24 protein-coding genes, 1 tRNA gene and 1 pseudogene are annotated in these 24,060 nt (G+C 57.1%); 15 read left to right on the top strand and 11 right to left on the bottom strand.

The window, feature by feature from the left end; all coding sequences use genetic code 11:
• The first annotated feature begins 58 nt into the window (after positions 1-58).
• Positions 59-1,066: a nucleoside hydrolase gene (locus tag KGA85_RS04175; RefSeq protein ID WP_411741741.1), complete on the top strand. Its 1,008-nt coding sequence runs from the start codon at positions 59-61 to the stop codon at positions 1,064-1,066.
• A 43-nt stretch (positions 1,067-1,109) separates the two neighbouring features.
• Here KGA85_RS04175 and KGA85_RS04170 read toward each other — a convergent pair whose 3' ends face one another.
• Positions 1,110-1,301: a hypothetical protein gene (locus KGA85_RS04170; protein ID WP_046041585.1), complete on the bottom strand. Its 192-nt coding sequence runs from the start codon at positions 1,299-1,301 to the stop codon at positions 1,110-1,112.
• Positions 1,302-1,433: 132 nt separating this feature from the next.
• Here KGA85_RS04170 and KGA85_RS04165 point away from each other — a divergent pair, with 132 nt between their 5' ends.
• Positions 1,434-1,739, top strand: a complete 306-nt coding sequence (locus tag KGA85_RS04165) for a hypothetical protein (RefSeq protein WP_150727144.1) — start codon at positions 1,434-1,436, stop codon at positions 1,737-1,739.
• Between the two features lie 433 nt (positions 1,740-2,172).
• Positions 2,173-2,493, top strand: a complete 321-nt coding sequence (locus tag KGA85_RS04160) for an I78 family peptidase inhibitor (RefSeq protein WP_223454354.1) — start codon at positions 2,173-2,175, stop codon at positions 2,491-2,493.
• Positions 2,494-2,563: 70 nt separating this feature from the next.
• Here the strand turns inward: KGA85_RS04160 and KGA85_RS04155 are convergent, their stop codons facing one another.
• Both KGA85_RS04155 and KGA85_RS04150 read right to left on the bottom strand, forming a co-directional pair.
• Entirely contained in the window at positions 2,564-2,776 is a 213-nt protein-coding gene (locus KGA85_RS04155; protein ID WP_003179963.1) for a cold-shock protein, read from the bottom strand.
• A gap of 291 nt (positions 2,777-3,067) precedes the next feature.
• On the bottom strand, positions 3,068-3,367 hold the full coding sequence (locus tag KGA85_RS04150; RefSeq protein ID WP_223454356.1) for a hypothetical protein: 300 nt from the start codon (positions 3,365-3,367) through the stop codon (positions 3,068-3,070).
• Positions 3,368-3,750: 383 nt separating this feature from the next.
• Here KGA85_RS04150 and thrS point away from each other — a divergent pair, with 383 nt between their 5' ends.
• The 9 genes from thrS to KGA85_RS04105 all read left to right on the top strand — a co-directional run bounded on the left by thrS (position 3,751) and on the right by KGA85_RS04105 (position 11,204).
• A complete protein-coding gene (gene thrS, locus KGA85_RS04145) occupies positions 3,751-5,673 on the top strand; it encodes a threonine--tRNA ligase (RefSeq protein WP_223542927.1) in 1,923 nt (640 codons plus the stop codon).
• Positions 5,673-6,224 (top strand): translation initiation factor IF-3, encoded by a 552-nt coding sequence (gene infC, locus KGA85_RS04140; protein WP_172668659.1) that lies wholly within the window; start codon positions 5,673-5,675, stop codon positions 6,222-6,224. The genes thrS and infC overlap by 1 nt, the downstream gene beginning before the upstream one ends.
• 60 nt (positions 6,225-6,284) lie before the next feature.
• A complete protein-coding gene (gene rpmI, locus KGA85_RS04135) occupies positions 6,285-6,479 on the top strand; it encodes a 50S ribosomal protein L35 (protein WP_002553160.1) in 195 nt (64 codons plus the stop codon).
• Positions 6,480-6,507: 28 nt separating this feature from the next.
• On the top strand, positions 6,508-6,864 hold the full coding sequence (gene rplT, locus KGA85_RS04130) for a 50S ribosomal protein L20 (RefSeq protein WP_007905879.1): 357 nt from the start codon (positions 6,508-6,510) through the stop codon (positions 6,862-6,864).
• 109 nt (positions 6,865-6,973) lie between these two features.
• Positions 6,974-7,990: a phenylalanine--tRNA ligase subunit alpha gene (pheS, locus tag KGA85_RS04125; RefSeq protein ID WP_007975711.1), complete on the top strand. Its 1,017-nt coding sequence runs from the start codon at positions 6,974-6,976 to the stop codon at positions 7,988-7,990.
• A 26-nt stretch (positions 7,991-8,016) separates the two neighbouring features.
• Entirely contained in the window at positions 8,017-10,395 is a 2,379-nt protein-coding gene (gene pheT, locus KGA85_RS04120) for a phenylalanine--tRNA ligase subunit beta (protein ID WP_223532643.1), read from the top strand.
• A 3-nt stretch (positions 10,396-10,398) separates the two neighbouring features.
• The gene (gene ihfA, locus KGA85_RS04115; RefSeq protein ID WP_002553164.1) at positions 10,399-10,701 is read left to right on the top strand and encodes an integration host factor subunit alpha; all 303 of its coding nucleotides are present in this window, start codon (positions 10,399-10,401) and stop codon (positions 10,699-10,701) included.
• Positions 10,682-11,038: a MerR family transcriptional regulator gene (locus tag KGA85_RS04110; RefSeq protein ID WP_003179985.1), complete on the top strand. Its 357-nt coding sequence runs from the start codon at positions 10,682-10,684 to the stop codon at positions 11,036-11,038. The genes ihfA and KGA85_RS04110 overlap by 20 nt, the downstream gene beginning before the upstream one ends.
• Positions 11,039-11,127: 89 nt before the next feature.
• A tRNA-Pro gene (locus KGA85_RS04105) sits at positions 11,128-11,204 on the top strand.
• Positions 11,205-11,379: 175 nt separating this feature from the next.
• On the opposite strand, the pseudogene KGA85_RS04100 reads toward KGA85_RS04105, so the two are convergent.
• From KGA85_RS04100 to KGA85_RS04080, 5 genes and pseudogenes are all read right to left on the bottom strand, one after another.
• Positions 11,380-11,871, bottom strand: a pseudogene (locus tag KGA85_RS04100) (transposase); the annotation flags it as partial.
• Positions 11,872-12,257: 386 nt separating this feature from the next.
• Entirely contained in the window at positions 12,258-13,214 is a 957-nt protein-coding gene (locus KGA85_RS04095; RefSeq protein WP_223542926.1) for a 2-hydroxyacid dehydrogenase, read from the bottom strand.
• Positions 13,215-13,247: 33 nt separating this feature from the next.
• A complete protein-coding gene (locus KGA85_RS04090) occupies positions 13,248-14,006 on the bottom strand; it encodes an SDR family oxidoreductase (protein WP_223459296.1) in 759 nt (252 codons plus the stop codon).
• A gap of 43 nt (positions 14,007-14,049) precedes the next feature.
• On the bottom strand, positions 14,050-14,742 hold the full coding sequence (locus KGA85_RS04085; RefSeq protein WP_223459294.1) for a fumarylacetoacetate hydrolase family protein: 693 nt from the start codon (positions 14,740-14,742) through the stop codon (positions 14,050-14,052).
• A gap of 98 nt (positions 14,743-14,840) precedes the next feature.
• Positions 14,841-16,190, bottom strand: a complete 1,350-nt coding sequence (locus KGA85_RS04080; protein ID WP_223459292.1) for an MFS transporter — start codon at positions 16,188-16,190, stop codon at positions 14,841-14,843.
• A gap of 585 nt (positions 16,191-16,775) precedes the next feature.
• On the opposite strand from KGA85_RS04080, the gene KGA85_RS04075 reads away from it, so the two are divergent.
• The gene (locus KGA85_RS04075; RefSeq protein WP_046048641.1) at positions 16,776-17,708 is read left to right on the top strand and encodes a helix-turn-helix transcriptional regulator; all 933 of its coding nucleotides are present in this window, start codon (positions 16,776-16,778) and stop codon (positions 17,706-17,708) included.
• A gap of 234 nt (positions 17,709-17,942) precedes the next feature.
• Here the strand turns inward: KGA85_RS04075 and KGA85_RS04070 are convergent, their stop codons facing one another.
• The 3 genes from KGA85_RS04070 to KGA85_RS04060 all read right to left on the bottom strand — a co-directional run bounded on the left by KGA85_RS04070 (position 17,943) and on the right by KGA85_RS04060 (position 21,658).
• On the bottom strand, positions 17,943-19,358 hold the full coding sequence (locus tag KGA85_RS04070; protein WP_223459290.1) for an amino acid permease: 1,416 nt from the start codon (positions 19,356-19,358) through the stop codon (positions 17,943-17,945).
• 162 nt (positions 19,359-19,520) lie between these two features.
• On the bottom strand, positions 19,521-20,573 hold the full coding sequence (locus KGA85_RS04065) for an ornithine cyclodeaminase (RefSeq protein WP_223459289.1): 1,053 nt from the start codon (positions 20,571-20,573) through the stop codon (positions 19,521-19,523).
• A 50-nt stretch (positions 20,574-20,623) separates the two neighbouring features.
• Positions 20,624-21,658 (bottom strand): histone deacetylase family protein, encoded by a 1,035-nt coding sequence (locus tag KGA85_RS04060; protein ID WP_223542925.1) that lies wholly within the window; start codon positions 21,656-21,658, stop codon positions 20,624-20,626.
• 119 nt (positions 21,659-21,777) lie between these two features.
• On the opposite strand from KGA85_RS04060, the gene KGA85_RS04055 reads away from it, so the two are divergent.
• Both KGA85_RS04055 and KGA85_RS04050 read left to right on the top strand, forming a co-directional pair.
• Positions 21,778-22,278, top strand: coding sequence for an Lrp/AsnC family transcriptional regulator (locus KGA85_RS04055; protein WP_223459285.1), 501 nt, complete (start codon positions 21,778-21,780; stop codon positions 22,276-22,278).
• Positions 22,279-22,644: 366 nt separating this feature from the next.
• Positions 22,645-23,922: a cystathionine gamma-synthase family protein gene (locus tag KGA85_RS04050; RefSeq protein WP_223459283.1), complete on the top strand. Its 1,278-nt coding sequence runs from the start codon at positions 22,645-22,647 to the stop codon at positions 23,920-23,922.
• The last annotated feature ends 138 nt before the right edge of the window (positions 23,923-24,060 follow it).

The following is a 24,060-nucleotide window of genomic DNA, read 5'->3' as shown; positions in this document are numbered from 1 at the left end:
GTCCGCGTTTTGATGTCCCCGGCACAAGGAGTGCGCCCCGTATCGCTATGCTCAGAAACTGCACCCACTGCTCCGGAGCCTGCTGCTTTTGTCCCTGATTATCGCAACCAACGCCCAGGCGGCACCAAAGATCGACTTGATCATCGACACCGATCCGGGGGCTGACGACGTCGTTGCCCTGTTGTTCGCCCTGGCATCGCCGGACGAGCTGAATGTCCGCGCATTGACCACCGTTGCGGGCAACGTTCGCCTGGACAAGACCTCGCGCAATGCGCGACTGGCCCGGGAGTGGGCGGGGCGCGAAGAGGTTCCGGTCTATGCGGGGGCGCCCAAGCCCCTGATGCGCACACCCATCTACGCCGAGGACATTCATGGCAAGGAAGGGTTGTCGGGCATTGCCGTGCATGAGCCCAGGCAAGGCCTGGCCAAGGGCAGCGCCATCACCTACCTGATTGATACCCTGAAATCGGCCAGGCCTCACAGCATTACCATCGCCATGCTAGGCCCACAGACCAACCTGGCCATGGCGCTGATCCAGGAGCCGGGTATCGTTCAGGGCATCAAGGAAGTGGTGGTCATGGGCGGCGCGCACTTCAACGGCGGCAACATCACACCGGTGGCCGAGTTCAACCTGTTCGCCGACCCGCAAGCGGCCGAAGTGGTGCTCAACAGTGGCGTGAAGCTGACCTACCTGCCGCTGGATGTGACCCACAAGATCCTTACCAGCGAAGCGCGCCTGAACCAGATTGCCGCGTTGAACAACAACGCCAGCCGTCTGGTGGGCGACATTCTCAATGAATACATCAAAGGCGACATGGAACACTACGGCATTGCGGGCGGCCCGGTGCATGACGCCACGGTTGTCGCTTACCTGCTCAAGCCGCAGTTGTTCAGCGGTCGCTCGGTCAACGTGGTGGTCGACAGCCGCGAAGGACCGACCTTTGGACAAACCATCGTCGACTGGTATGACGGCTTGAAAGCGCCAAAGAACGCCTTTTGGGTTGAAAGCGGTGATGCCCAGGGCTTCTTCGATCTGCTGACCGAGCGCCTGGCCCGCCTGAAATAAGCATCATCTCCCGCAGGTGGTTTCACTCCTTCGCGCTAACCGCTTAGGTCTTTTGGTCCGAAAGATGTTTCTCGAAGATCTGCTCGATGAACGATTGGGCGGCTTCGGTTCCAAGGTCCCTGACCAGCAGGTCGATACCGATAATGGCGAGCTCTTCCGTGCTGCTTGGGCTGTAGGAGCTGTGGCCGTCTTGCCACTTGGCCTTGATGTCAGCGTCGATGCTTACGGTGGTCATGATGGCGCTCGTGAGGTCGGGGAAGTCTGAGTGCCGAGTTAACCATTTTGCGGGGCTTTTGACACGTCGACTTAGGCATGAAAGGAGGGCTGTGCGACACTTGGCCTCTGACGAATATTCAAGGAGCGCGCTGTGCAGATCGATTTGAACTCCCCGGATGGCCTGACCCTTGAGGCGGTGCGTCAGTTGCTGGCCGGCGCCAGCGACGATGAGCACACCCAGTTGCGGGTCACCAAAGGAGGCATTGCCTACATCTCCTCGGGTGTCGTGGGCGGCACCGATATCGACGGGTTGTTGTTTCGTCTTGAAACCTGGGCCAAGGGCTCAGGCTACGTCGGGCGGGTCGCGGCCAGCGATGAAGTCTGGGTCATGCAAATCTTCAATGCCTTGAAAGAGAACTGGCCCAATCCGCCTTTCGACTATATCGACATCTATTGAACGTTTTTCATATTCAGTCACGATTCAATGATTAAGGGGAGGGCGGCGCTCAGGCAGAATCGCGGCTCGTCCGGATCATGGGCAGGGTGCTAGGGGGCGTTCTCAATTAGTTTCCCCACCGCGTTGTCGCCTTAAAGCTGGCCAGGCAAGGCGTAGGCCGCTGGGAATGGTTGTTCCCTTTCCAAGGCCTGCAACGCAGCATGGCCAGCTTTAAGGCACAACCCGAAGGGCCGGGCCTGCTGTTGTGCAGGGCTGTGTTGCTCGAAGCTGATTTGGAATGACCAAACTGCGCTTCTCACGCCTTGCCCTGCACAACAGCAGACCCGGCGCGGTAGGGAAACTAATTGAGAACGCCCCCTAGTGCTCCCTGTGAAACCAAACGCCAGTCTGGTTGTCGCACGATCTCAGCTTAATCATTGAATAAGGAGGCTTCATGCCTTGGAAGCTCGCGTCATTGGGTACTTTGTTGGCCGTTGCCATGCTGGCCGGTTGCAGCACTACCTCTACGGAGCCGGCAACAACGGATGTTGCGACGACTGACACGGGTCACAGTCGCTGTGAGGCAAAGGCTGCCGAGTTCACCATCGGTAAACAGGCATCGCCGCAGCTGCTTGAGCAGGCGCGTACCCGCGCAGGGGCGCAAAGTGCACGGTTCCTGCTGCCAACCGATATGGTGACGCTGGAGTACCGTTCCGATCGCCTGAACCTGAACACCGATGCCAGCCGGGTAGTGACCCGCGTCAACTGCGGCTGATCGCCCGGCTTTTGTTTCAGCCATAAAAAACCCCGTCACATGGACGGGGTTTTTTTAGTGCGCCTGGAAATTACTCTGGGCGAACTTGAGCAGCTTGCATACCCTTTTGGCCTTTCTCAGCCACGAAGGAAACAGTCTGGCCTTCTTTCAGGCTTTTGAAACCGTCGCTTTCGATAGCTTTGAAGTGTACGAACAGGTCGTCACCGCCACCTTGAGGAGTGATGAAGCCGAAGCCTTTTTCATCGTTGAACCATTTAACGGTGCCGGTTTGGCGATTAGACATGGTGTATCTCCAAGAAACATATATTTTCAGTAGTACTGTGCTGCTCAGGCCAACTGGGCACACCCGAGTATCATAGTCGAAATGTTCGCTTTGGGAGCCCCCCGGGCGAGCTGTTTGCTCTTCTATCGCACACTTTTCGTTGCGCCAAATGGCTGAAGGCCCCGGTTTAAGCGGCTTTTCGCCTAAAAAAGAGCGATTAAAAAAAGCCATAAAAGCTGCATAAATTATGTGAATCAGCAGTTTTTCGGCTGATTTTGGCCTTCGAACCTTCAAAATCTCTACTTGAATGCGTTATTTCTTGGCTTTGCACACCGAGATTTCGGTTAGTGCGCGCTGCGCCAATTCGTTTGATGGCGGTGTTTTCGGGTCCATCAGTTGCGCGATCTCTTGCGTGGTGAATTTCTTCTCCAGGACGTCGGCGCCGCACGCGCAGTGCTTCTGTGCTTCGGACGGGTTGATGCTTTTGCTGGCAGCCGCTGAGCAATCTGTCATGTATTTGGCTTTCAAACCTGCTGGCCAGGCAGCATGGGCGCTCAGTGGCAGCAGCAGGGCAAGCGGGGCGGCAAGGGCAAAAAGACGGATAAGGCGCATGACAGGAACTCCTTGGGGTCGATATCTGTGGCGATTCTCAGTCAATTTGAGGCAGCTCGTATATCTCAAGTTCACTCTGCGCCTGAAAAGTGAGGAAATCTTCACGGCCTGAATGCGTGCAAGTCGACAACCGTTCATCTGTGCTAGCATGCCCCGCTCGGGCGTTTGCAGGCTCCGACGGACCTTCAGTCCCGGTAGCGGCAGATGCGCGATTAACCCTGATTTGAATCCCAGTCACTCTGGTTCGGTTTTCCGGTTGGCCGCAAGGCTCCTGCCGCTGTAAGGCAGGCGTTCGTCATTGAATGGCCTGGACCGGATCTTGTACTGGCTCATCCCAACCCACGTGACCTTTGGTAGGGGTCACCACTAGGAGAGGAGGCGCCATGCCAACTATTACTCTTCCCGACGGTAGTCAACGTTCATTCGATCACCCGGTTTCCGTAGCCGAGGTCGCCGCATCCATCGGTGCTGGCCTGGCCAAGGCCACCGTCGCCGGCAAGGTCGATGGCAGGCTGGTCGACGCCAGCGACATCATCGACAGCGACGCGTCGCTGCAAATCATCACGCCAAAGGATGAAGAGGGGCTGGAGATCATTCGCCACTCTTGCGCCCACCTGGTTGGCCATGCGGTCAAGCAGTTGTACCCGACCGCCAAGATGGTCATCGGTCCGGTCATCGACGAAGGTTTTTATTACGACATCGCCTTCGAGCGTCCTTTCACCCCGGACGACCTGGCCGCCATCGAACAGCGCATGCAGCAGCTGATCGAGAAAGATTACGACGTGATCAAGAAAGTCACTCCGCGCGCCGAAGTGATCGAAGTGTTCAAGGCCCGTGGCGAAGACTACAAGTTGCGCCTGGTCGAAGACATGCCGAACGAGCAGGCCATGGGCCTGTATTATCACGAAGAATACGTCGACATGTGCCGCGGTCCGCACGTGCCGAACACCCGCTTCCTGAAATCCTTCAAGCTGACCAAGCTGTCCGGCGCCTACTGGCGTGGCGATGCCAAGAACGAGCAATTGCAGCGCGTCTACGGCACCGCATGGGCGGACAAGAAGCAACTGGCGGCTTACATCCAGCGCATTGAAGAAGCCGAAAAGCGCGACCACCGCAAGATCGGCAAGCGCCTGGGCCTGTTCCACACCCAGGAAGAGTCGCCGGGCATGGTGTTCTGGCACCCGAACGGCTGGACTTTGTACCAGGTGCTCGAGCAGTACATGCGCAAGGTTCAGCGCGACAACGGCTACCTGGAAATCAAGACGCCGCAAGTCGTTGACCGCAGCCTGTGGGAGAAATCCGGGCACTGGGCCAACTACGCCGACAACATGTTCACCACCCAGTCGGAAAACCGCGACTACGCGATCAAGCCAATGAACTGCCCTTGCCACGTGCAGGTGTTCAACCAGGGCCTGAAAAGCTACCGCGAGTTGCCGATGCGCCTGGCTGAGTTTGGTGCATGCCACCGTAACGAGCCATCGGGTGCCTTGCACGGCATCATGCGTGTGCGCGCATTCACCCAGGACGACGCCCACATCTTCTGCACCGAAGAGCAGATGCAGGCCGAGTCCGCCGCGTTTATCAAGCTGACCATGGACGTCTACGCCGATTTCGGCTTTAAAGATGTCGAGATGAAGCTGTCCACTCGTCCGGAAAAACGCGTAGGTTCCGACGAACTTTGGGATCGCGCCGAAGCTGCACTGGCCGCAGCCCTTGATAGCGCGGGCCTGCCGTACGATCTGCAGCCGGGCGAGGGTGCGTTCTACGGTCCGAAGATCGAGTTCTCGCTGAAAGATTGCCTTGGTCGCGTCTGGCAGTGTGGTACCCTGCAGCTCGATTTTAACCTGCCTGTCCGTCTGGGAGCCGAATACGTCTCCGAAGACAACAGCCGCAAGCACCCGGTCATGTTGCACCGGGCGATCCTGGGGTCCTTCGAACGTTTCGTCGGAATTCTGATCGAGCACTACGAGGGTGCATTCCCTGCGTGGCTGGCGCCGACCCAGGCAGTGGTGATGAATATCACTGATAAACAGGCCGATTTTGCCGCTGAAGTTGAAAAAACCCTCAGCGAAAGCGGATTTCGTGCCAAGTCTGACTTGAGAAATGAAAAGATCGGCTTTAAAATCCGCGAGCATACTTTGCTCAAGGTTCCTTATCTCTTGGTTATCGGAGATCGGGAAGTCGAGATGCAGACTGTCGCTGTGCGTACTCGTGAAGGTGCTGACCTGGGCTCGATGCCCGTCGCCCAGTTCGCTGAGTTTCTCGCGCAAGCGGTTTCCCGGCGTGGTCGCCCAGATTCGGAGTAATTATTATTAAGCGTGAAATGAGACAAGATAAACGAGCTGCACCGAAAGCCCCGATCAACGAGAATATCTCGGCACGCGAGGTTCGGTTAATTGGGGCTGAAGGTGAACAGCTTGGGATTGTGTCAATTGAAGACGCGCTTCTTAAGGCTGAAGAGGCCAAGCTGGATCTGGTGGAGATTTCCGCCGATGCAGTACCCCCTGTTTGCAAACTGATGGACTACGGCAAGTCGATCTTCGAAAAGAAGAAGCAGGTTGCTGCGGCCAAGAAAAACCAGAAGCAGATTCAGGTTAAAGAAATCAAGTTTCGTCCAGGGACGGAGGAAGGGGATTACCAGGTAAAACTGCGCAACCTGGTACGTTTCCTGAGTGATGGGGACAGGGCCAAGGTATCCTTGCGATTCCGCGGCCGTGAGATGGCCCACCAGGAGCTGGGGATGGAACTCCTCAAGCGAGTTGAAGGTGACTTGCTCGAGTACGGTTCGGTCGAACAGCATCCTAAGATGGAAGGACGCCAGCTGATCATGGTCATCGCCCCGAAAAAGAAGAAGTAATCAACAGGGCACGGCAGGCCTTCTGATTATGTTTATCAACTGAATGCGGAGTATCCGAACATGCCAAAAATGAAGACCAAAAGTGGTGCTGCTAAGCGGTTTCTGAAAACTGCTAACGGTATCAAGCACAAGCACGCTTTCAAGAGCCACATCCTGACCAAAATGTCGACCAAGCGTAAGCGTCAACTGCGCGGTAGCAGCTTGCTGCATCCGTCTGACGTGGCAAAAGTCGAGCGCATGCTGCGCCTTCGTTAATTTTAGTCAAGAATAGAGGAAGTAACTCATGGCTCGTGTAAAGCGTGGCGTCATTGCCCGTAAGCGTCACAAAAAAATTCTGAAACTTGCTAAAGGCTACTACGGCGCACGCTCCCGCGTATTCCGTGTTGCCAAGCAAGCGGTAATCAAGGCAGGCCAATACGCCTACCGTGACCGTCGTCAGAAAAAACGTCAGTTCCGCGCTCTGTGGATCGCTCGTATCAACGCTGGTGCTCGTATCAACGGTCTGTCCTACAGCCGTTTCATCGCCGGCCTGAAAAAAGCGTCCATCGAGATCGACCGTAAGGTTCTGGCTGATCTGGCAGTGAACGAAAAAGCGGCGTTTGCTGCGATTGTCGAGAAAGCTAAAGCCACCTTGGCTTAAGTACCCCCGACAGTCACCCGGCCTCGCATCTGTGGGGCCAGGTGTTAAACGTCATAAATAGGGGAAGAGCCTTCAAGCTCTTCCCCTATTTTGTATCTGGAGTCTGTACATGGAAAACCTGGATGCGCTCGTCTCTCAAGCACTAGAGGCTGTGCAAAGCGCTGAAGATATCAATGCCCTGGAGCAAATCCGGGTTCACTACCTTGGCAAGAAGGGTGAATTGACTCAGGTGATGAAGACCCTGGGGAATTTGCCGGCAGAAGAGCGTCCGCAGGTCGGTGCGCTGATCAACGTTGCCAAGGAGCGTGTCACAGAGGTCCTTAATGCGCGCAAGGCATTGTTTGAAGAAGCCGATCTGGCTGCCAAACTCTCTGCCGAGTCCATTGACGTGACCCTGCCTGGCCGTGGTCAGACCTCCGGTGGTCTACATCCGGTCACCCGTACTCTGGAACGCGTCGAACAGTTCTTCACCCGTATTGGCTACGGCATCGCCGAAGGCCCTGAGGTCGAAGACGATTATCACAACTTCGAAGCGCTCAACATCCCAGGCCACCACCCGGCCCGGTCGATGCATGACACCTTCTATTTCAATGCGAACATGCTGTTGCGCACCCATACCTCGCCGGTACAGGTCCGCACCATGGAGTCGAAACAGCCGCCGATCCGCATCGTCTGCCCAGGCCGTGTATACCGCAGCGACTCCGATATCACCCACTCGCCGATGTTCCACCAGGTCGAAGGCCTGCTGATCGATCGCGACATCAATTTCGCCGACCTCAAAGGCACCATCGAAGAGTTCCTGCGGGTGTTCTTCGAAAAGGAACTGGCGGTGCGTTTCCGTCCTTCGTACTTCCCGTTCACCGAGCCATCCGCTGAAGTCGACATGGAATGCGTGATGTGCAGCGGTAAAGGCTGCCGCGTCTGCAAGCAGACCGGCTGGCTGGAAGTGATGGGCTGCGGCATGGTTCACCCGAACGTGCTGCGCATGTCCGGGATCGACCCGGAAGAGTTCTCGGGCTTTGCCTTCGGTATGGGCGTTGAGCGTCTGGCCATGCTGCGTTACGGCGTGAACGACTTGCGTCTGTTCTTCGACAACGACTTGCGGTTCCTCGCGCAATTTCGCTAGTCGTAACGAATTCTTAGGAGAGCAGGATGAAATTCAGTGAACAATGGCTGCGTGGCTGGGTTAGCCCGCAGGTAAGTCGCGACGAGCTGGTTGCTCGTCTGTCGATGGCCGGTCTTGAGGTCGATAGCGTTACGCCGGCCGCCGGTGTTTTCAGTGGCGTGGTGGTTGGCGAGGTGCTGAGCACCGAGCCGCACCCGGATGCCGACAAACTGCGCGTGTGCCAGGTCAGCAACGGTTCGGAAACCTTCCAGGTTGTTTGCGGTGCGCCCAACGTGCGCCCGGGCCTGAAGATTCCTTTCGCCATGATCGGCGCCGAGCTGCCAGGCGACTTCAAGATCAAGAAGGCCAAGCTGCGGGGCGTTGAGTCCAACGGCATGCTGTGCTCGCAATCCGAGCTGCAGGTCGGTGAAGGTCATGACGGTCTGATGGAGCTGCCGGTCGATGCGCCGGTAGGTAAGGATTTCCGCGTTTATCTGGACCTGGAAGACGCCAGCATCGAGGTCGATCTGACCCCGAACCGTGGTGACTGCCTGTCCCTGGCCGGTCTGGCCCGTGAAGTTGGTGCACTGTACGCCGCTGCGGTGGTCCGTCCGGTGGTGGCTTCGGTTCCTGCCGCGCACGATGAAGTGCGTTCGGTAGAAGTGCTGGCGCCTGCCGCATGCCCGCGCTACCTCGGTCGTGTGATTCGTAACGTCGACCTGTCCAGGCCTACGCCGCTGTGGATGGTTGAGCGCCTGCGTCGTGCAGATGTGCGCAGCATCGATGCTGCCGTCGACATCACCAACTACGTGATGCTGGAGCTGGGTCAGCCGCTGCACGCCTTCGATCTCGCCGAAATCAACGGTGGCATCCGTGTGCGCATGGCCGAAGAGGGTGAGAAGCTGGTGCTGCTCGACGGTCAGGAAGTCAGCCTGCGTAGCGATACGCTGGTGATTGCCGACCACTCCCGCGCACTGGCAATCGCCGGCGTCATGGGTGGCGAGCACAGCGGTGTTTCCGCGACCACCCGTGATGTGTTCCTGGAAAGCGCCTTCTTCGACCAGATCGCCGTAGCAGGCAAGGCCCGTTCCTATGGCCTGCACACCGATGCATCCCATCGCTATGAGCGCGGTGTGGACTGGCAACTGGCCCGCGAAGCCATGGAGCGCGCGACTGGCTTGCTGCTGGAAATCACCGGCGGTGAAGCGGGTCCGATCATCGAGACCGTCAGCGAACAACACCTGCCGAAAATTGCTCCGATCACCCTGCGTGCCCAGCGCATTACCCAGATGCTGGGTATGGAAATGGATTCGGCCGAAGTGGAGTGTCTGCTCAATGCCTTGGGCCTGACCATTACTGCCGACGGGGCAGGGCAGTGGCGTGTGGATGTACCGAGCCATCGCTTCGATATCAGCCTGGAAGTCGACCTGATCGAAGAGCTGGCACGCCTGTACGGCTACAACCGTTTGCCTGTTCGTTATCCGCAAGCGCGTCTCGCGCCGCAAGCCAAGGCAGAAGCCCGTAGCGATTTGCCTGAACTGCGCCGCCTGCTTGTTGCTCGTGGTTATCAGGAAGCAATTACCTACAGCTTCATCGATCCGAAACAGTTCGAACTGTTTAATCCGGGTGTTGAGCCGTTGCTGCTGGCCAATCCGATCTCCAATGACATGGCCGCCATGCGTTCGTCGCTGTGGCCAGGTCTGGTCAAGGCGCTTCAGCACAACCTGAACCGTCAGCAGGATCGCGTGCGTCTGTTCGAAAGCGGCCTGCGTTTCGTTGGCCAGCTTGAAGGTCTGAAGCAAGAGCCGATGTTGGCGGGTGTTGTTTGCGGTAGTCGCCTGCCGGAAGGCTGGGCGCAGGGTCGCGATACCGTCGACTTCTTCGACGTCAAGGCCGACGTTGAAGCGGTTCTTGGTTTTGCCGGTGCCCTGGATGCGTTCACTTTCGTGCCGGGCAAGCACCCAGCGTTGCACCCGGGTCAAACCGCGCGCATCGAGCGTGACGGTCGCCTGGTCGGCTTCATTGGCGCGATCCATCCTGAGTTGTCGAAAACCCTCGGTCTCGACCGTCCGGTCTTCGTCTTCGAGTTGGTTCTGGCGGAAGTCGCGTCGGGCAAAATGCCAAAATTCCACGAGTTATCGCGCTTTCCTGAAGTGCGTCGTGACCTTGCACTGATTGCGCACAAAGACGTTGCAGCCACGGCTGTACTGGATGTAATCCGTGAAAATGCAGGCGAATGGCTGACAGACCTCAGGCTATTTGACGTGTATCAGGGTAAAGGCATTGATCCTGATAGAAAAAGCCTTGCAGTCGGCTTGACCTGGCAGCATCCATCGCGCACTCTTAATGACGATGAGGTGAATACCGCAACGCAAAACATCCTCACCTCGCTCGAACAAAGGTTGAACGCCACGTTAAGGAAGTGACGTATGGGGGCTCTGACGAAAGCTGAGATGGCGGAACGTCTGTATGAAGAGCTGGGCCTGAACAAACGGGAGGCCAAGGAATTGGTCGAACTGTTTTTTGAAGAAATCAGGCACGCTCTCGAAGACAACGAACAAGTCAAATTGTCCGGTTTCGGCAATTTCGACCTTCGGGACAAACGCCAGCGGCCTGGCCGCAATCCGAAAACGGGGGAAGAAATCCCGATCACGGCTCGCCGTGTGGTCACCTTTCGTCCAGGGCAGAAGTTGAAGGCCCGAGTTGAGGCTTATGCTGGAACCAAGTCATAACGACGAGCTCCCCGTCATCCCGGGCAAACGCTACTTCACCATTGGTGAAGTCAGCGAGCTGTGTGCGGTAAAACCACACGTGCTGCGCTACTGGGAGCAGGAGTTTCCTCAACTCAACCCTGTCAAACGCCGCGGAAACCGCCGGTATTATCAGCGCCAGGACGTGCTGATGATCCGGCAGATCCGCGCGCTTCTTTACGATCAGGGGTTCACCATCGGCGGAGCGCGCCTGCGCTTGTCCGGCGATGAAGCCAAAGACGACACCACCCAATACAAGCAAATGATCCGCCAGATGATCGCCGAGCTCGAAGATGTTCTGGTGGTACTCAAGAAATAAATTCCTGCTTTTAAATACTTCCAGTTTTCAAAAGCTTGCGATATATTCTTGAGCGTTCCTCGAGATGAGGAACAGGTTTCACGCCTAGTCGGGGCGTAGCGCAGTCCGGTAGCGCACTAGCATGGGGTGCTAGGGGTCGAGTGTTCGAATCACTCCGTCCCGACCATATAATTCAAAGGGTTGCGAGATTTTATCTCGCGACTCTTTTTTATTTTTGGTCGTTTTTCCCCCTACAAAACGACTGGCTCTGGGTGGAATCTTCAGTTGATACCAAGGCCAGAGTTCGGGCACAAGCAGTACGTCGATGCGTCCAGCCAGAGCTTCGGGCTGTGGGGCAACGACGGATCGCTCCAATTGACCTGTTCATCGCTCGGTATGCCGCGCTGCCGATCGCATCTGTTTCGATGATGCTCTGGCGTCCACAGCAATTCCTTCGCCCTTGACCAGGCGAGTGTCATTGAACAACCATCGAAACAGATCACTGTCCCGAAAACAGCCGTGTCGATTTTTGGAAAACGTCGAGTGGTGGAGACTTCATCTTGAAGGCTCAACCGGCAGAACCAGCGATACGCCAGGTTCAAATGGGCCTCTTCGCACAACCGACGCTCTGAGCGAATGCCGTAGCAATAATCCACGATCAGCATGCGGATCATCAGTTCAGGATCAATCGACGGACGCCCAATCGAGCTATAGAAATCGACGAGGTAATGGCCCAGGTCGCTCAGATCGAGTCATTGATCAATGCTGCGCAGAAGGTGATTGGCGGGGATGTGATCTTCAAGGTTGAACGAGCAAAACAGTCGCTCCTGCCCATTCGATAACTGTCCCATCATGCAGTGTGATCCCCCTCCGGCCAATGCAGAGATTTTGCCGTAGGCCAGACAGGGGGGCTACTTATTCAACAGAATCGGCTGATTGCTGCCTGCCGCGAAGGGTCATAACCGACCCATACTGTGTGAAAACGTTTTAGAGCAAGTTTGACAGTCAGGACTAGAGAGAAAATCGCGTTCCTACGCAAGCTTCCGGCCTGCTGATAACCAACCGCTGGCAGATTTTACGTAGTAACGCGGACTTCAAAACGGCGCATGCGTTTTCACACAGCCTGGACCCAAATCTGACGATCAAAGTATCAAGCGCCAACTGTGATTTACCTTGTCGACCTCACGCGCAATGGCTTTGCCACCTCCGAAGGATCGCTACTTCCCAGGGTGGCCAACACTCAGTCAGTCACACAGCCCTGCGGTATTCTCCCGGCGAAACTGTCCACCAGGCTCGCCACCACCATCTCGCCCATCCGCGTGCGGGTCTGTAGCGTCGCACTCGCGCGATGGGGCTGCAGCACCACGCTCTCGTTACCAAACAGTGCCTCGGGAATGTTCGGTTCATCGACAAACACATCCAGCGCCGCACCCGCGATCTCACCAGCGGCAAGGGCCGCCACCAGATCGACCTCGTTGACCAGCTTGCCCCGCGCCACGTTGATCAGATATCCGTCCTTGCCCAGCGATTGCAGCACATCGGCATTGATGATGGCTTCAGCCTTGTCGGCAGCGGCGGCGAGAATCAATGCGTCACTGTTAGCCGCGAGTTGCTTCAGATCGGCGATGAAGGTGTGGTTCACATCGCTCATTGGTTGCAGATCGGTGTAGCTGATCGGGCAACCGAACGCCGCGGCCCGGGTCGCCACTGCACGGCCGACCCGGCCCATGCCGACGATTCCGATGCGCATGCCCGACACCTGACGCGCCAACGGCAACGGGGCCAACGGTGTCGGGCTATGGGGCCATTGCCCCGAACGCACATAACGATCACTGGTGCACAGACCCCGGCACACGGCAATCAACAATCCGATGGCCAGGTCGGCGACGTCTTCGGTCAGCGCTCCGATGGTTGCGGTCACGCGGATCCCGCGATCTCTGGCGTAAGCCAGATCCACCGCATCGGTACCCACGCCGTTGACCGCCACCACTTCCAGTTTCGGTAGCTGCGCCATCAGCGCCTGGCTGATCCCGGTATGCCCGCCGGTGATCACCCCGCGAACGTTCGCGCCGTGTTCCTGCAAATAAGCCTGTTTGTCGGCCTGCTGGAAGTAACGTCTGACGGTAAACAGCTCATCGAGCCGCGCGTTGATTTCAGGGATCAGGATCGGGCTGAGCTGCAAGACTTCTGGCTTCATGTAAACCTCGCGTAACGGAATAAAAAGGCCGGTTTAACCGCGACCGGCAAACGGCATGGCACTGGCCATGACGGTCATGTTCAGGACGTTAGCCTCCAGCGGCAGGCCGGCGATGTAGCGCACAGCATCGGCCACATGCTTGACGTCCACCATCGGCTCCACCGCGATGGTGCCGTTGGCCTGGCGCACGCCTTTGGTCATGCGCACCGACATTTCGGTCAGGGCGTTGCCAATGTCAATCTGGCTGCAGGCGATGTTGAATTCGCGCCCGTCCAGGGCCAGGGATTTGGTCAGTCCCAGCACCGCATGTTTACTGGCGGTGTAGGCGCTGCTGAAGGGGCGTGGGGTATGCGCCGAGATCGAGCCGTTATTGATGATGCGTCCGCCCTGTGGCTGTTGCCGGCGCATCAGTGCGAAGGCACCACGGGCGCAGAGGAAAACGCCGTTGAGGTTGGTGTCGATGACGTTTCGCCACTGCTCGAACGTCAGCTCATCGAGCGGCACTGCAGGGGCGTTGACCCCGGCGTTGTTGAACACCACGTCGAGGCGTCCGTATACCTCGGTGATGGTGGCAAACAGCGCGTCGACGCTGGCCGGGTCGCGCACATCAGTGGGCACCGCCAGCGCTTCGTGTCCTTCGTTGAGCGCCAATTCGACCAAGGCCTGCAACGGCTCCGGCCGACGTCCGGCCAATACCAGGGTGAATCCGTCGGCCATCAGAGCCAGCGCCACGGCGCGGCCGATTCCGCTACCGGCGCCGGTGACCAGGGCCACTTTCAAAGGACTGGACATGTTGTTATCTCCTTTTTTCAATTCACGAGAGCGTATGCCGGGTTCAAGGTCGCTGACCGACGCGCATTTCCAGTTGGCCGACGCCGTCGATCCCAGCGTTAATGATGTCGCCCGGTTGCAGCACATCGACACCTGCCGGGCTGCCGGTCATGATCAAGTCACCGGCCCGGAGCGCTACCGATTGCGAGATGCGGCTGATGATTTCACTGACTGACCAGATCTGACTGTCCAGGCTGTCGCGTTGGCGCTCTTCGCCGTTGACGCTCAGCCACAACTCGCCGTCCGGGTGTCCCGCGCGAGTCACCGGCACGATGGCGGTCATCGGCGCGGCGCCGTCGAACACCTTGGCACCTTCCCACGGCAAACCATTGCTTTTGGCCGCACGCTGGACATCACGACGGGTCAGATCAAGACCGACGGCATAGCCCCAGACATAGGCCTGCGCCTGACTCTCCGGAATATTGGCGCCGCCTTCACCGATGGCCACGACCAATTCGATTTCGTGGACAAACTCTTCGGTCAACGGCGGGAAAGTCACTTCACCCGCCGCATCCACCACGTTGCTCGCCGGTTTCATGAAGAACACTGGCGGCTGGCGGGACTGGCCTTGGGTGTCTGGCCAAGGGTAGTTGCGGCCGACGCAAAATACCCGGCCAACGGGAAAGCGCTGCTGGCTGCCGGCAACCGGTAAGGTCACGGGCAGATCCGGGGTAAATACATACTCGGTCATCGTCATTTTTGTAGTCGTCCTGTTAGAAGCGTCAGCGTAAGGCGGCAATCTTTTGCGAAGTTGGACGAATGCCGCTTCGTGTTGGAGAAAAACGGTGTCTTGGCTCAGCGCGCCTTGAGTTCGATGCGATACAAGCGACCGAGCAGCAACGAATAGGACAAGGTCCCGATCAGCGCCACGCCACCAATGAACCAGAAGGCGTAGGCAAACGAGCCTGTCGCGTGGACGATGCCGCCAATCACGATCGGGGTGACGATCCCGCCAATGTTGGCGGCCAGGCTGGTGACCCCGCCGGTCAGGCCGATCAGTTCCTTGGGCGCGACTTCCGATACGGCCGCCCACGACGACGAAGCGATTCCCTGGGCGAAGAAGGCAATGGTGAGCACGGCAATGCAGATCACGTTCGAGTCGGTGAAATTCACCAGCACAATCGACATACCCAGCATCGATCCGACTACCAATGGCAACTTGCGAGCGAAGGACATTGAGTAACCACGGCGTATCAGCAAGTCGGAGACGATGCCGGCCAGCAGAATGCCGACGGTAGCGCCCACGAACGGCAGCACCGCAAAGATCCCGGCCTTGATCATGGTCAGCTTGCGCTCTTCGATCAGGTACGTCGGGAACCAGGTCAGGAAGAAGTACAGCGCCGAGGTGCTGGCGAACTTGCCGATGCAAATCGCCCAGATCTGCCGATAGCTGAACAACTCGGCGATCTGCCGCCAGTTGAATTTGGTGCGCTCCTGACTGCTCTTGACCAGGCCACCCCCGGCTTCGATGTACTTCAGTTCTTCCGGGCTGACGTTCTTGCAGCTCAGCGGATCGCGGTACAAGTAGAGCCAGATCACACCGAACACAATGCCGAGTATCCCGGTGCTGTAGAAAACATGGCGCCAGTCGTAGGTAGTGGCCAGCCATAACAGCGCGCCGGTAAACAGCGCGGTGCCCAAATACTGGCCGCACACGTAAATGCTGCTGGCCAGCCCCCGTTCGCGGGCCGGGAACCACACCGTGACCGCTCGGCTGTTGGCCGGAAACGCTGGAGCTTCCATGGCACCGACGGCCAGGCGCAGCCCGAACAGCGAAGCGAACCCGGTGGCAAAGCCTTGGCACACGGTGACCGTCGACCAACTGATCAGCGACACCCCGTAAGTGAACCGGGAACCGAAGCGATCGGCAATGAACCCGGCGGGGACCAAGGCGAGTGCGTAGGTCCAGGCAAACGCGGAAAAAATCAGGCCCATTTCGATCTTGTCCAGGCCCAGATCCTTGGCCATGAACGGTGCGGCAATCGAGATGTTTACGCGGTCGATGTAGTTGATGATGGTCGCAATCAGCAGCAATGACAGCATGAACCAGCGCCGACGCGTCGGCAGTCGCTGAGGCAACAGGGCGTCCCGGGCGCCGGCGCTCACCGGCGGTGCGGTGGACGGGGAGGTTTGCGAGTTCGACATGAGTAGACCTTTTTATTGTTAGAAGAATCGAGATGTTCGCGCGCAGCCGAAGCCGATGCCCCCAGTGTCGGGGCAGAGCAATCGCTACTTGAATGAGAGGCGCGGACAGCTACTGTCAGGCGCTCAGATACGCCTTCGGACTGGCTCGATCGGGGGAGGGTTAGCGAGGGGGAAAAACAGGTTCATCACGTGCGCACCTTTTGATTGTTTTTGGAAGGGTCGGGCTGCATTGGTTGTCACAGTGGTCGTACAACCTCTCAAAATCAACGGAGGCGTTAGATCGTTTTTTCTTCTGGAAAAGGCGATCAATGCAGGTGTCCAAGAAAAATCAAATCAGTTCATTTCCTTGGTTATGCTTTATTTGTTTAATAAGTAATTGTTTTTGAATGATTAAATATTTATGTGTGCTCGTAGTTTTTTGGACAGACGACACATCACACACGGATACAATTAATTCTCTGTATTTCGTTGTCATCCTATGACGTGTTGAAGCCAGCGGTGTCTGCCTTCACAATCACCGCAGTCGCCGCTTGCATCTCGGCGCGACGACAACCTGTCCATGTACCTGTCGAGGAATCCCAGGCGATGTCGTCACCCGATCGAGTGCCCACCTACGTCATGCAGCAACGCAGCGAATTGACGGACTTTTACATCCGCGACAAAAAGGGACGGCGCGCCGAAACCAGCCCGCATCGCCATGAGTATTTCCAGATCCAAGTCAACCTCGGTGGCGATACCGTGCAGCACATCGGCAACGTCGAACGTCCGTTTCCGCGCAATACGCTGGCCTTCATCCTGCCGCATCGCGTGCACGTGATTCCGCATCCGGCCGACAGCAATTTCATGGTGATCAATTTTTCCCAGACCTTTCTGCTGCCGCACTTGCAGTGCGACCCGATGGACCTGGAGGAGGTCTCGATTCTGTTGGCGCCCGAGTTGTCGCCATTCCGCTTCCAGGAACATCTGGATTTCATTCTGGGTGATGAGGACTTTCGCAAAGTCTGTGCCTTGATCGAACAGATGCGAGTCCTGGATGAGAACCGTCAGTTCGGCACCCGCGAGATGCTCAAGGGCTTGCTGCTGCAATTGGTGGGGAGCGTCTGTGCCCTCTATGCCGAGCCGCTGAAACGGTTGGCCGAAGAGAATGCCGCCGAAGTCAGCCGACGCGATGCGCTGAGCAGGATGTCCGAATACTTGCGCAAGAATATTGCCGACCCCGATCTCAACCTGATCAAGGTGGCTGCTGCGACTTACCTGTCACCGACGTATCTGACGCACTGGTTGCGCAAGGAAATCGGCAAGACCTTCACTGAGCTGGTGCTCGAGCGCAGGATGCACGCGGCACGCAATTATCTGCTCAATGGCACACGACCGGTGGGGGAGGTGGCGAGGTTGTGCGGTTTCGCTGACGAGGCTTATTTCTCCCGACGCTTTCGCCAGATACATGGCCAGCCTCCAGGGCAATTCAGACGTCAGCAACTCAATCCCGATACGCCGCAATCACCGTCCAACACGTGATCGACAGCTATGGGTGATGTGGCGGTAGGTATCGAGGTCGATCCGGGCGCACCGAATTGTCGAGGTTGATTCGCCTCGGAAAACACCGACCAGATTTTCGCTTCTTTCTACACGACCAAGCCCACCGGATTGGGGGTGGGGTGATCGGCAGTGGGACGCAACGCAGCGCCCCACAAACGCCACGTTGCTCAAGCACGTTTCACTGCATCGGCACCAAGAGGCGGCAGGTGAACATCAGCTGTATTGATTTGCCGATCCAGCAGCGGATTTTAGCTTTCTGGAATGGGTCAGCTGATAAGCAATTGCCAACCAAATGAACCACCCGGGCATGACCAGCAAGGCAATACGAGTGTCAGGTCTTAATGCCAGCAGGCAGAGAACAAACCCTAGGAACGCCAAGGAGAACCAGGCCATCGGCACGCCACCAGGCATCTTGTAGGCCGATTGCGCATGCAGGTCGGGTCGGCTTTTGCGATAGGCAATGTACGACGCGAGGATGGTCGACCAAGTGAAAATCACCAGGATCGCCGACACGGTAGAGACGATGGTGAACGCTGTCATGACTTCCGGAACGATGAAAAGCAGCAGTACACCCACCAGCATCAACAGTGTCGTGAACGCCAGGCTTAGCAAGGGCACGCTACTGCTCGACAGGCGCCGAAAAATCCCCGGAGCATTGTCGTGATTAGCCAATCCAAACAGCATACGACTGGAAGAAAATACGCCACTGTTAGCCGATGAGGCGGCAGACGTCAGCACCACAAAGTTAACGATACCTGCTGCTGCGGGAAACCCTGCAACCAGAAACAGTTCGACGAAGGGGCTCTTGCTGGGCGAAACCTGCTGCCAGGAAGTCACTGCAATAATGCAGGCCAGTGCCAACACATAAAACAGGATGATTCTCAGCGGTATCGAGTTGATGGCTTTAGGCAGGGTCTTCTCGGGGGAACGGGTTTCGGCGGCAGCGATGCCGATCAGCTCGGTGCCGGCAAATGAGAAGATGGCCATCTGGAAACCGGCGAAGAAACCGAATAAGCCGTTAGGAAAGGTTGCCTGTTTATCCAGCAGGTGGCTCAGGGATGCCGTGACGCCATTGGGTGAGACAAAGGAGCTGGCAATCAGCACCATGCTGACCCCAATCAGGGTGACGACAGCAATGATCTTGATGATTGCGAACCAGAACTCCACTTCACCGAAAAGCCTCACGGTCAGTACGTTCAAGGCAAACAACGTCATTAGCATACCGATGGCCGGTATCCAGGCGGCTACATCGGGGAACCAGTACTGAAAGAAGCCGCCGACCACCACGGCATCGCCCACCACCGCGACGCTCCAACTCAGCCAGTACGACCAACCGAGGAAAAATGCCGCTCGCGGGCCAAGGTAAGCACCGGCAAAATCCGCAAAGCTTTTGAAGTTCAAGTTGGAGAGCAACAGTTCGCCCATGGCGCGCATGACGAAGTAGACGAACATCCCGATGATCATATAAATGAGGATGATCGACGTGCCCGAGAGGGCAATGATCTTCCCGGAACCCATGAACAGACCTGTACCGATGGCACCTCCCATGGCCATTAATTGAATGTGACGATTGCTGAGCGTGCGCTGCAGCGCGGGCTGTTCAACCCGCTCGGATGGAGTCGATTTCATTACAAAACCTCTTGATTTTATGTTTTTGAGTTTTGGCAGAAAGTGGGTGTCTAGCGTTCTTGTTAGAGATGCAACGGCTACTGACGGTGGTGGTTTGGGGGTGGCAGGGTTTCTCCTCCGCTAACAAGGTGCACGGCCCATTGGCATTTGCTCAGGGGGCTATCAGCTGACTGTGCGCAGGCGCGAGAGAACTGCTGGTTGCTGCCCAAGCAGTTGGTAGAGATTTTTTATGTTGGCAGGCGTCGGCACCAGATGGATGCGCTCACCGATGGCATGCTTGCGCGCCAGGTCGTGCAGGTAGCGCAGTGACGAAAAGTCTTCCAGGGCAAACCCCACCGAATCGAAAACGGTGACCTGTGCGTCGTTCTCGCGGCCCGGGACTTCGCCCTGAACAATCCGGAAAAACTCCACGACGGGAAAGTCAGGCTCCAGTTGTTGAATATCGCCTTCAATCCGGGTTTGAGGTTCAAACTCAACGATGACCCGGGCATTGCGCAGAATGTCGGCGTGCAGTTCGGTTTTCCCCGGGCAGTCACCGCCGACGGCATTGATATGCATGCCGGGCTCGATCATCTCGGGCGTCAGAATCGTCGCATAGGCTTTGTCTGCGGTAACTGTGGTGACGATGTGCGCGCCCTTGACCGCTTCCTGTACCGAGTTGGCCAGAATCACCTCAATATCCGGGAATGCGGACAGGTTGTGCTTCAACTTGAGTGAAGCGTCGCGATCGATATCGAAAATGCGTAATTCCTTGATGGACAGCATTTCGTGGAAGGCGAGGGCTTGAAATTCGCTCTGAGCGCCATTGCCGATGATTGCCATGATGCTTGCACCGGGGCGCGCCATAGACTGCGCGACCAAGGCAGAGGTCGCGGCAGTGCGCACGGCTGTGGTCAGCGTCAGTTCACTGAGCAGGGTTGGATAGCCACTGTGGACATCGGCCAGGACACCGAAGGCCATGACCGTCAGCAAGTCCCTTTGACCGTTGTCCGGGTGGCCATTCACGTATTTGAACGAGTACTGTTGGCCATCGTCGGTCGGCATCAACTCGATCACACCGGCGGCCGAATGATTGGCGGTGCGAGGCGACTTATCAAACTGCGCCCAGCGTGAGTAGTCAGCTTCGATGTAAGCCGCCATTTCGCGGATTGCCCGGCGGACTCCTACCTTGGCGAACAGGCGTGCGGCATGATCGACGTCTATAAAAAGAGTCATGTTTTTATTCTCCGATTCAATAGTTGAAACGCTGCGATTCAGGGGATGACTCAGGCGCGTTTGCTCTCGTAGCCATGCAGCACGTTGACCGCATTGATCCCGATTTCATCGACCATGTAGCCGCCTTCCATCACAAACAGGGTGGGGCAGCCCGCGCCCGCTATCAGCTCGCCGATGCCGATGAAGTCTTCGCTTTCCAGCAAGAAGTGGCTGATGGGGTCGTCCTTGAACGTGTCGACGCCCAGTGAAATAACCAGTACTTCAGGGGCAAATTGCTGGAGTTTCTTGCAGGCGTGGAGCAAGGCGTTGCGGTAGCTTTCCCAAGTGGTGTTCTTCGGCAGCGGATAGTTCAGGTTGTAACCTTCGCCGTGGCCAGCGCCTACTTCGTGGCTGTAGCCTGAGTAGTACGGATAGGACACCGTCGGTTCGCCGTGCAGCGAGACAAACATGACGTCACTGCGCCCGTAGAAAATGTTCTGGGTGCCGTTGCCATGATGAAAGTCGACGTCCAATACAGCGACACGCTTGGCGCCTCGGGTAATAGCCTGCTGTGCGGCAATGGCTGCGTTGTTGAGATAGCAGTAGCCGCCCATGTATTCGCGTGCTGCGTGATGGCCGGGCGGGCGGCACAAGGCAAAGGCACTGTCGTGGCCTTCATCGATCAGCGCCAGTCCGGTCAGCGCGATATCGGCGCTGGTTTTTACCGCGTGCCATGTGGTGGCGGTAATCGGGGAGCCGGCATCCATGGCGTAGAAACCCAGCTTGCCGTCGATGAAAGTCGGCACTTGCTCGTTGGCCAGATCGCGCACAGGCCATACCAGCGGCAAGGCATCGTGGGTGCGTCCGGTTGCGCTCCATTCAGACCAGGCGTTTTCCAGAAAGGCTACATAGCGCTCGCTGTGCGCGTTGACATAGCACGCCCTGTCAAATACTCGCGGTTCGATGACCTGGCCAAGCCCTACCTGTTTGACCCGATGATGGACGGTATCGGCCCGACTGGGCTGTTCGAAGGACGGCTTGAGCACGCCGTCTTTCAATTCGGTGCCATGGTGCAAACGGTGGGAATCACTGAAAACTGTAAACATTGTGCGCATCCGTTGATGTGAACCAGTGCAAATATTCTGTTCCGGCTGGGATGTGCTTTCTTTGCTTTGTTTTCGTGATTTACTAGATTATTCGGGAATTTTTACTCAGGAATGGCGTAATGCAGAAAAAAACATCCAAGCGCATCAGTCTCGACGACACCGACCTGGCGATTCTCGCGTTGCTGCAGGAAGACGCGAGTATTTCCAACGCCGAGCTCAGTGAACGGCTGTCGTTAAGCCTTACGCCTTGCTGGCGACGGCGTAAGAGAATGGAGGAGGCGGGCGTGATAAAGGGCTACCAAGCCAACCTTGATCGACGAATGCTGGGGCTGGATATCCTGGCGTTCGTGCACATCCGTTTTTCCACCCACGCCGATCACGCTCCGGACGCCTTCGAGGCGGTGATTGCGCAATTGCCCGAAGTGTTGTCCTGTCACAAGATCACCGGGGATGCCGATTACGTGCTGCAAGTGCTGGCAGAGGATCTTGATAGCTACAGTGACTTTATCGAGCAGGTTCTCAGGCGTCAGGTGGGTATTGCCTCCATCCAGTCCAGTTTGTCGTTACGCGAGGTCAAGACCAGTAGCCGTATCGCGATACCCAAATCGAGCAGGGGGTAAAACGATTGAGGTAATCCGGAGCCCCGACGCCTGGTCCAGGCGACATCGGGCGACAGCTGCTGAGCGATCATGTCCTTCGGTACAGACCCGACAAAACGAATGCCTGCATCGTGGACCTCTCCAATCACGTCGACCATTTTATTGGTCACGGTGAGATCAATCTCAATGCCCGGGTCGCGGTCGACAAAGACCGAAAAAACAGGCCCTGAAAAAATTCTGCGCCATCGCTTAATACGTTCAGCCATTAAAAAAAGCAGCCCTTTGGCACCGATAACATCGTTTCTCGGGCGCACCGCTTTTCAATATATTGGCCGCCAGATCTGGTGAATGACTCAACACTCACCACCCTCAGTGCGAGTAGTCTTAATGAACAATAAACCTGACAACACAGGGCTTGATAACGCCGGAGCGGGGACCCGAGCGGTCTGGGGCGGGGAGCAAGTCAGGCACCCCTACAACGCCACTCAAACACCGATCGTGGTCAGCGCCGCTTACGGTTACGACGACATCGACGTCTGGTACGACGTTGCGTTGGGCAAGACGCCGGGCTTTATCTACAGCCGCATGAGCAACCCGACGGTCGAGATTCTCGAAGCAAAAATTCGTGAGTTGGAAATGGCCGAGTCCGCCGTGGCCTTCAGCAGCGGCATGGCGGCGATCAGCAGTGTGCTTTTCACCTTCCTGGCCAATGGCGATCGTGTGGTGTCAACCAAGGACAGCTACGGTGGCACCAACAAGATTTTCGAAGAGTTCCTGCCGCGCACGGGTGTGGAGGTGACCTTGTGCGAGACGTTCGATCACGAGGAGATCGAGCGTGAAATCGCCAAAGGCTGCCAGTTGGTGTACCTGGAAACGCCGACCAACCCGACCCTGAAAATACTCGATATCCAGCGTCTGGTAGCTGCAGCCAAGCGCGTCGGTGCGGTGGTGGTGGCGGACAACACCTTTGCCACGCCGTTGAATCAAAACCCCCTGGCGTTAGGGGTGGACGTGGTCATCCACAGCGCGACCAAGTTCCTCAGTGGCCATGGCGATGTGCTCGGCGGTCTGGTGTGCGGTAACGAATCCTTGATGGCCAAGGTTCGTCATTACCGGGAAATCAACGGTGCGACGCTCGACCCGTTCTCGGCCTACATGATCATCCGGGGCATGAAAACGCTGGTGCTGCGCATGCGTCAACAGCAACGCAGTGCCCGTGCCCTGGCGGAGTTCCTCTGCACCGAACCGTTGGTGGAATCGGTCAATTATCCCGGCTTGCCCGGTCATCCGAACCACGCTGTGGCGTGTACGCAAATGTCCGGCTTCGGCGCCATCGTCAGTTTTGTTCTGGTCGGTGGGATGGACACGGTCAAGGTGCTCTTGCCACGTCTGCGATTCGCCCACTGCGCGGGCAATCTCGGTGCAGTGGAAACCATTTACGGCCCGGCCCGGACCACCAGCCATGTCGAGAACACGCTGGAGGAACGACTGGCTCTGGGTATCTCCGAAGGACTGGTGCGGGTCTCGGTCGGCATTGAAGACACTGACGATCTGCTCGACGATTTGAAGCAGGCGTTCGCTTTTGTCAGGTGTTCGCGCGATGAGCTGGCACAGGCAAACACACAGCACTCAAACAACAAAACGTGCATCGAGGCAGCAAGCTGAAGTTTTAACGTTAGTACCTCACGACAAGGCCGTTAGTGAGGCGTTCATGAAGTGGAATAATAATAAAACTAGTGGCGACCTGTTTTTACTCTGCCCCGTAACTCATCGCAGACGTTAATGCGCGCCCTAACAACTTTC

The sequence above is a fragment of the Pseudomonas sp. GL-B-12 genome, from assembly GCF_019955895.1.
Lineage (GTDB): Bacteria > Pseudomonadota > Gammaproteobacteria > Pseudomonadales > Pseudomonadaceae > Aquipseudomonas.
The sequence above is the reverse complement of the archived record's forward strand: the minus strand, read 5'-3'. Positions and strand labels throughout refer to the sequence as shown.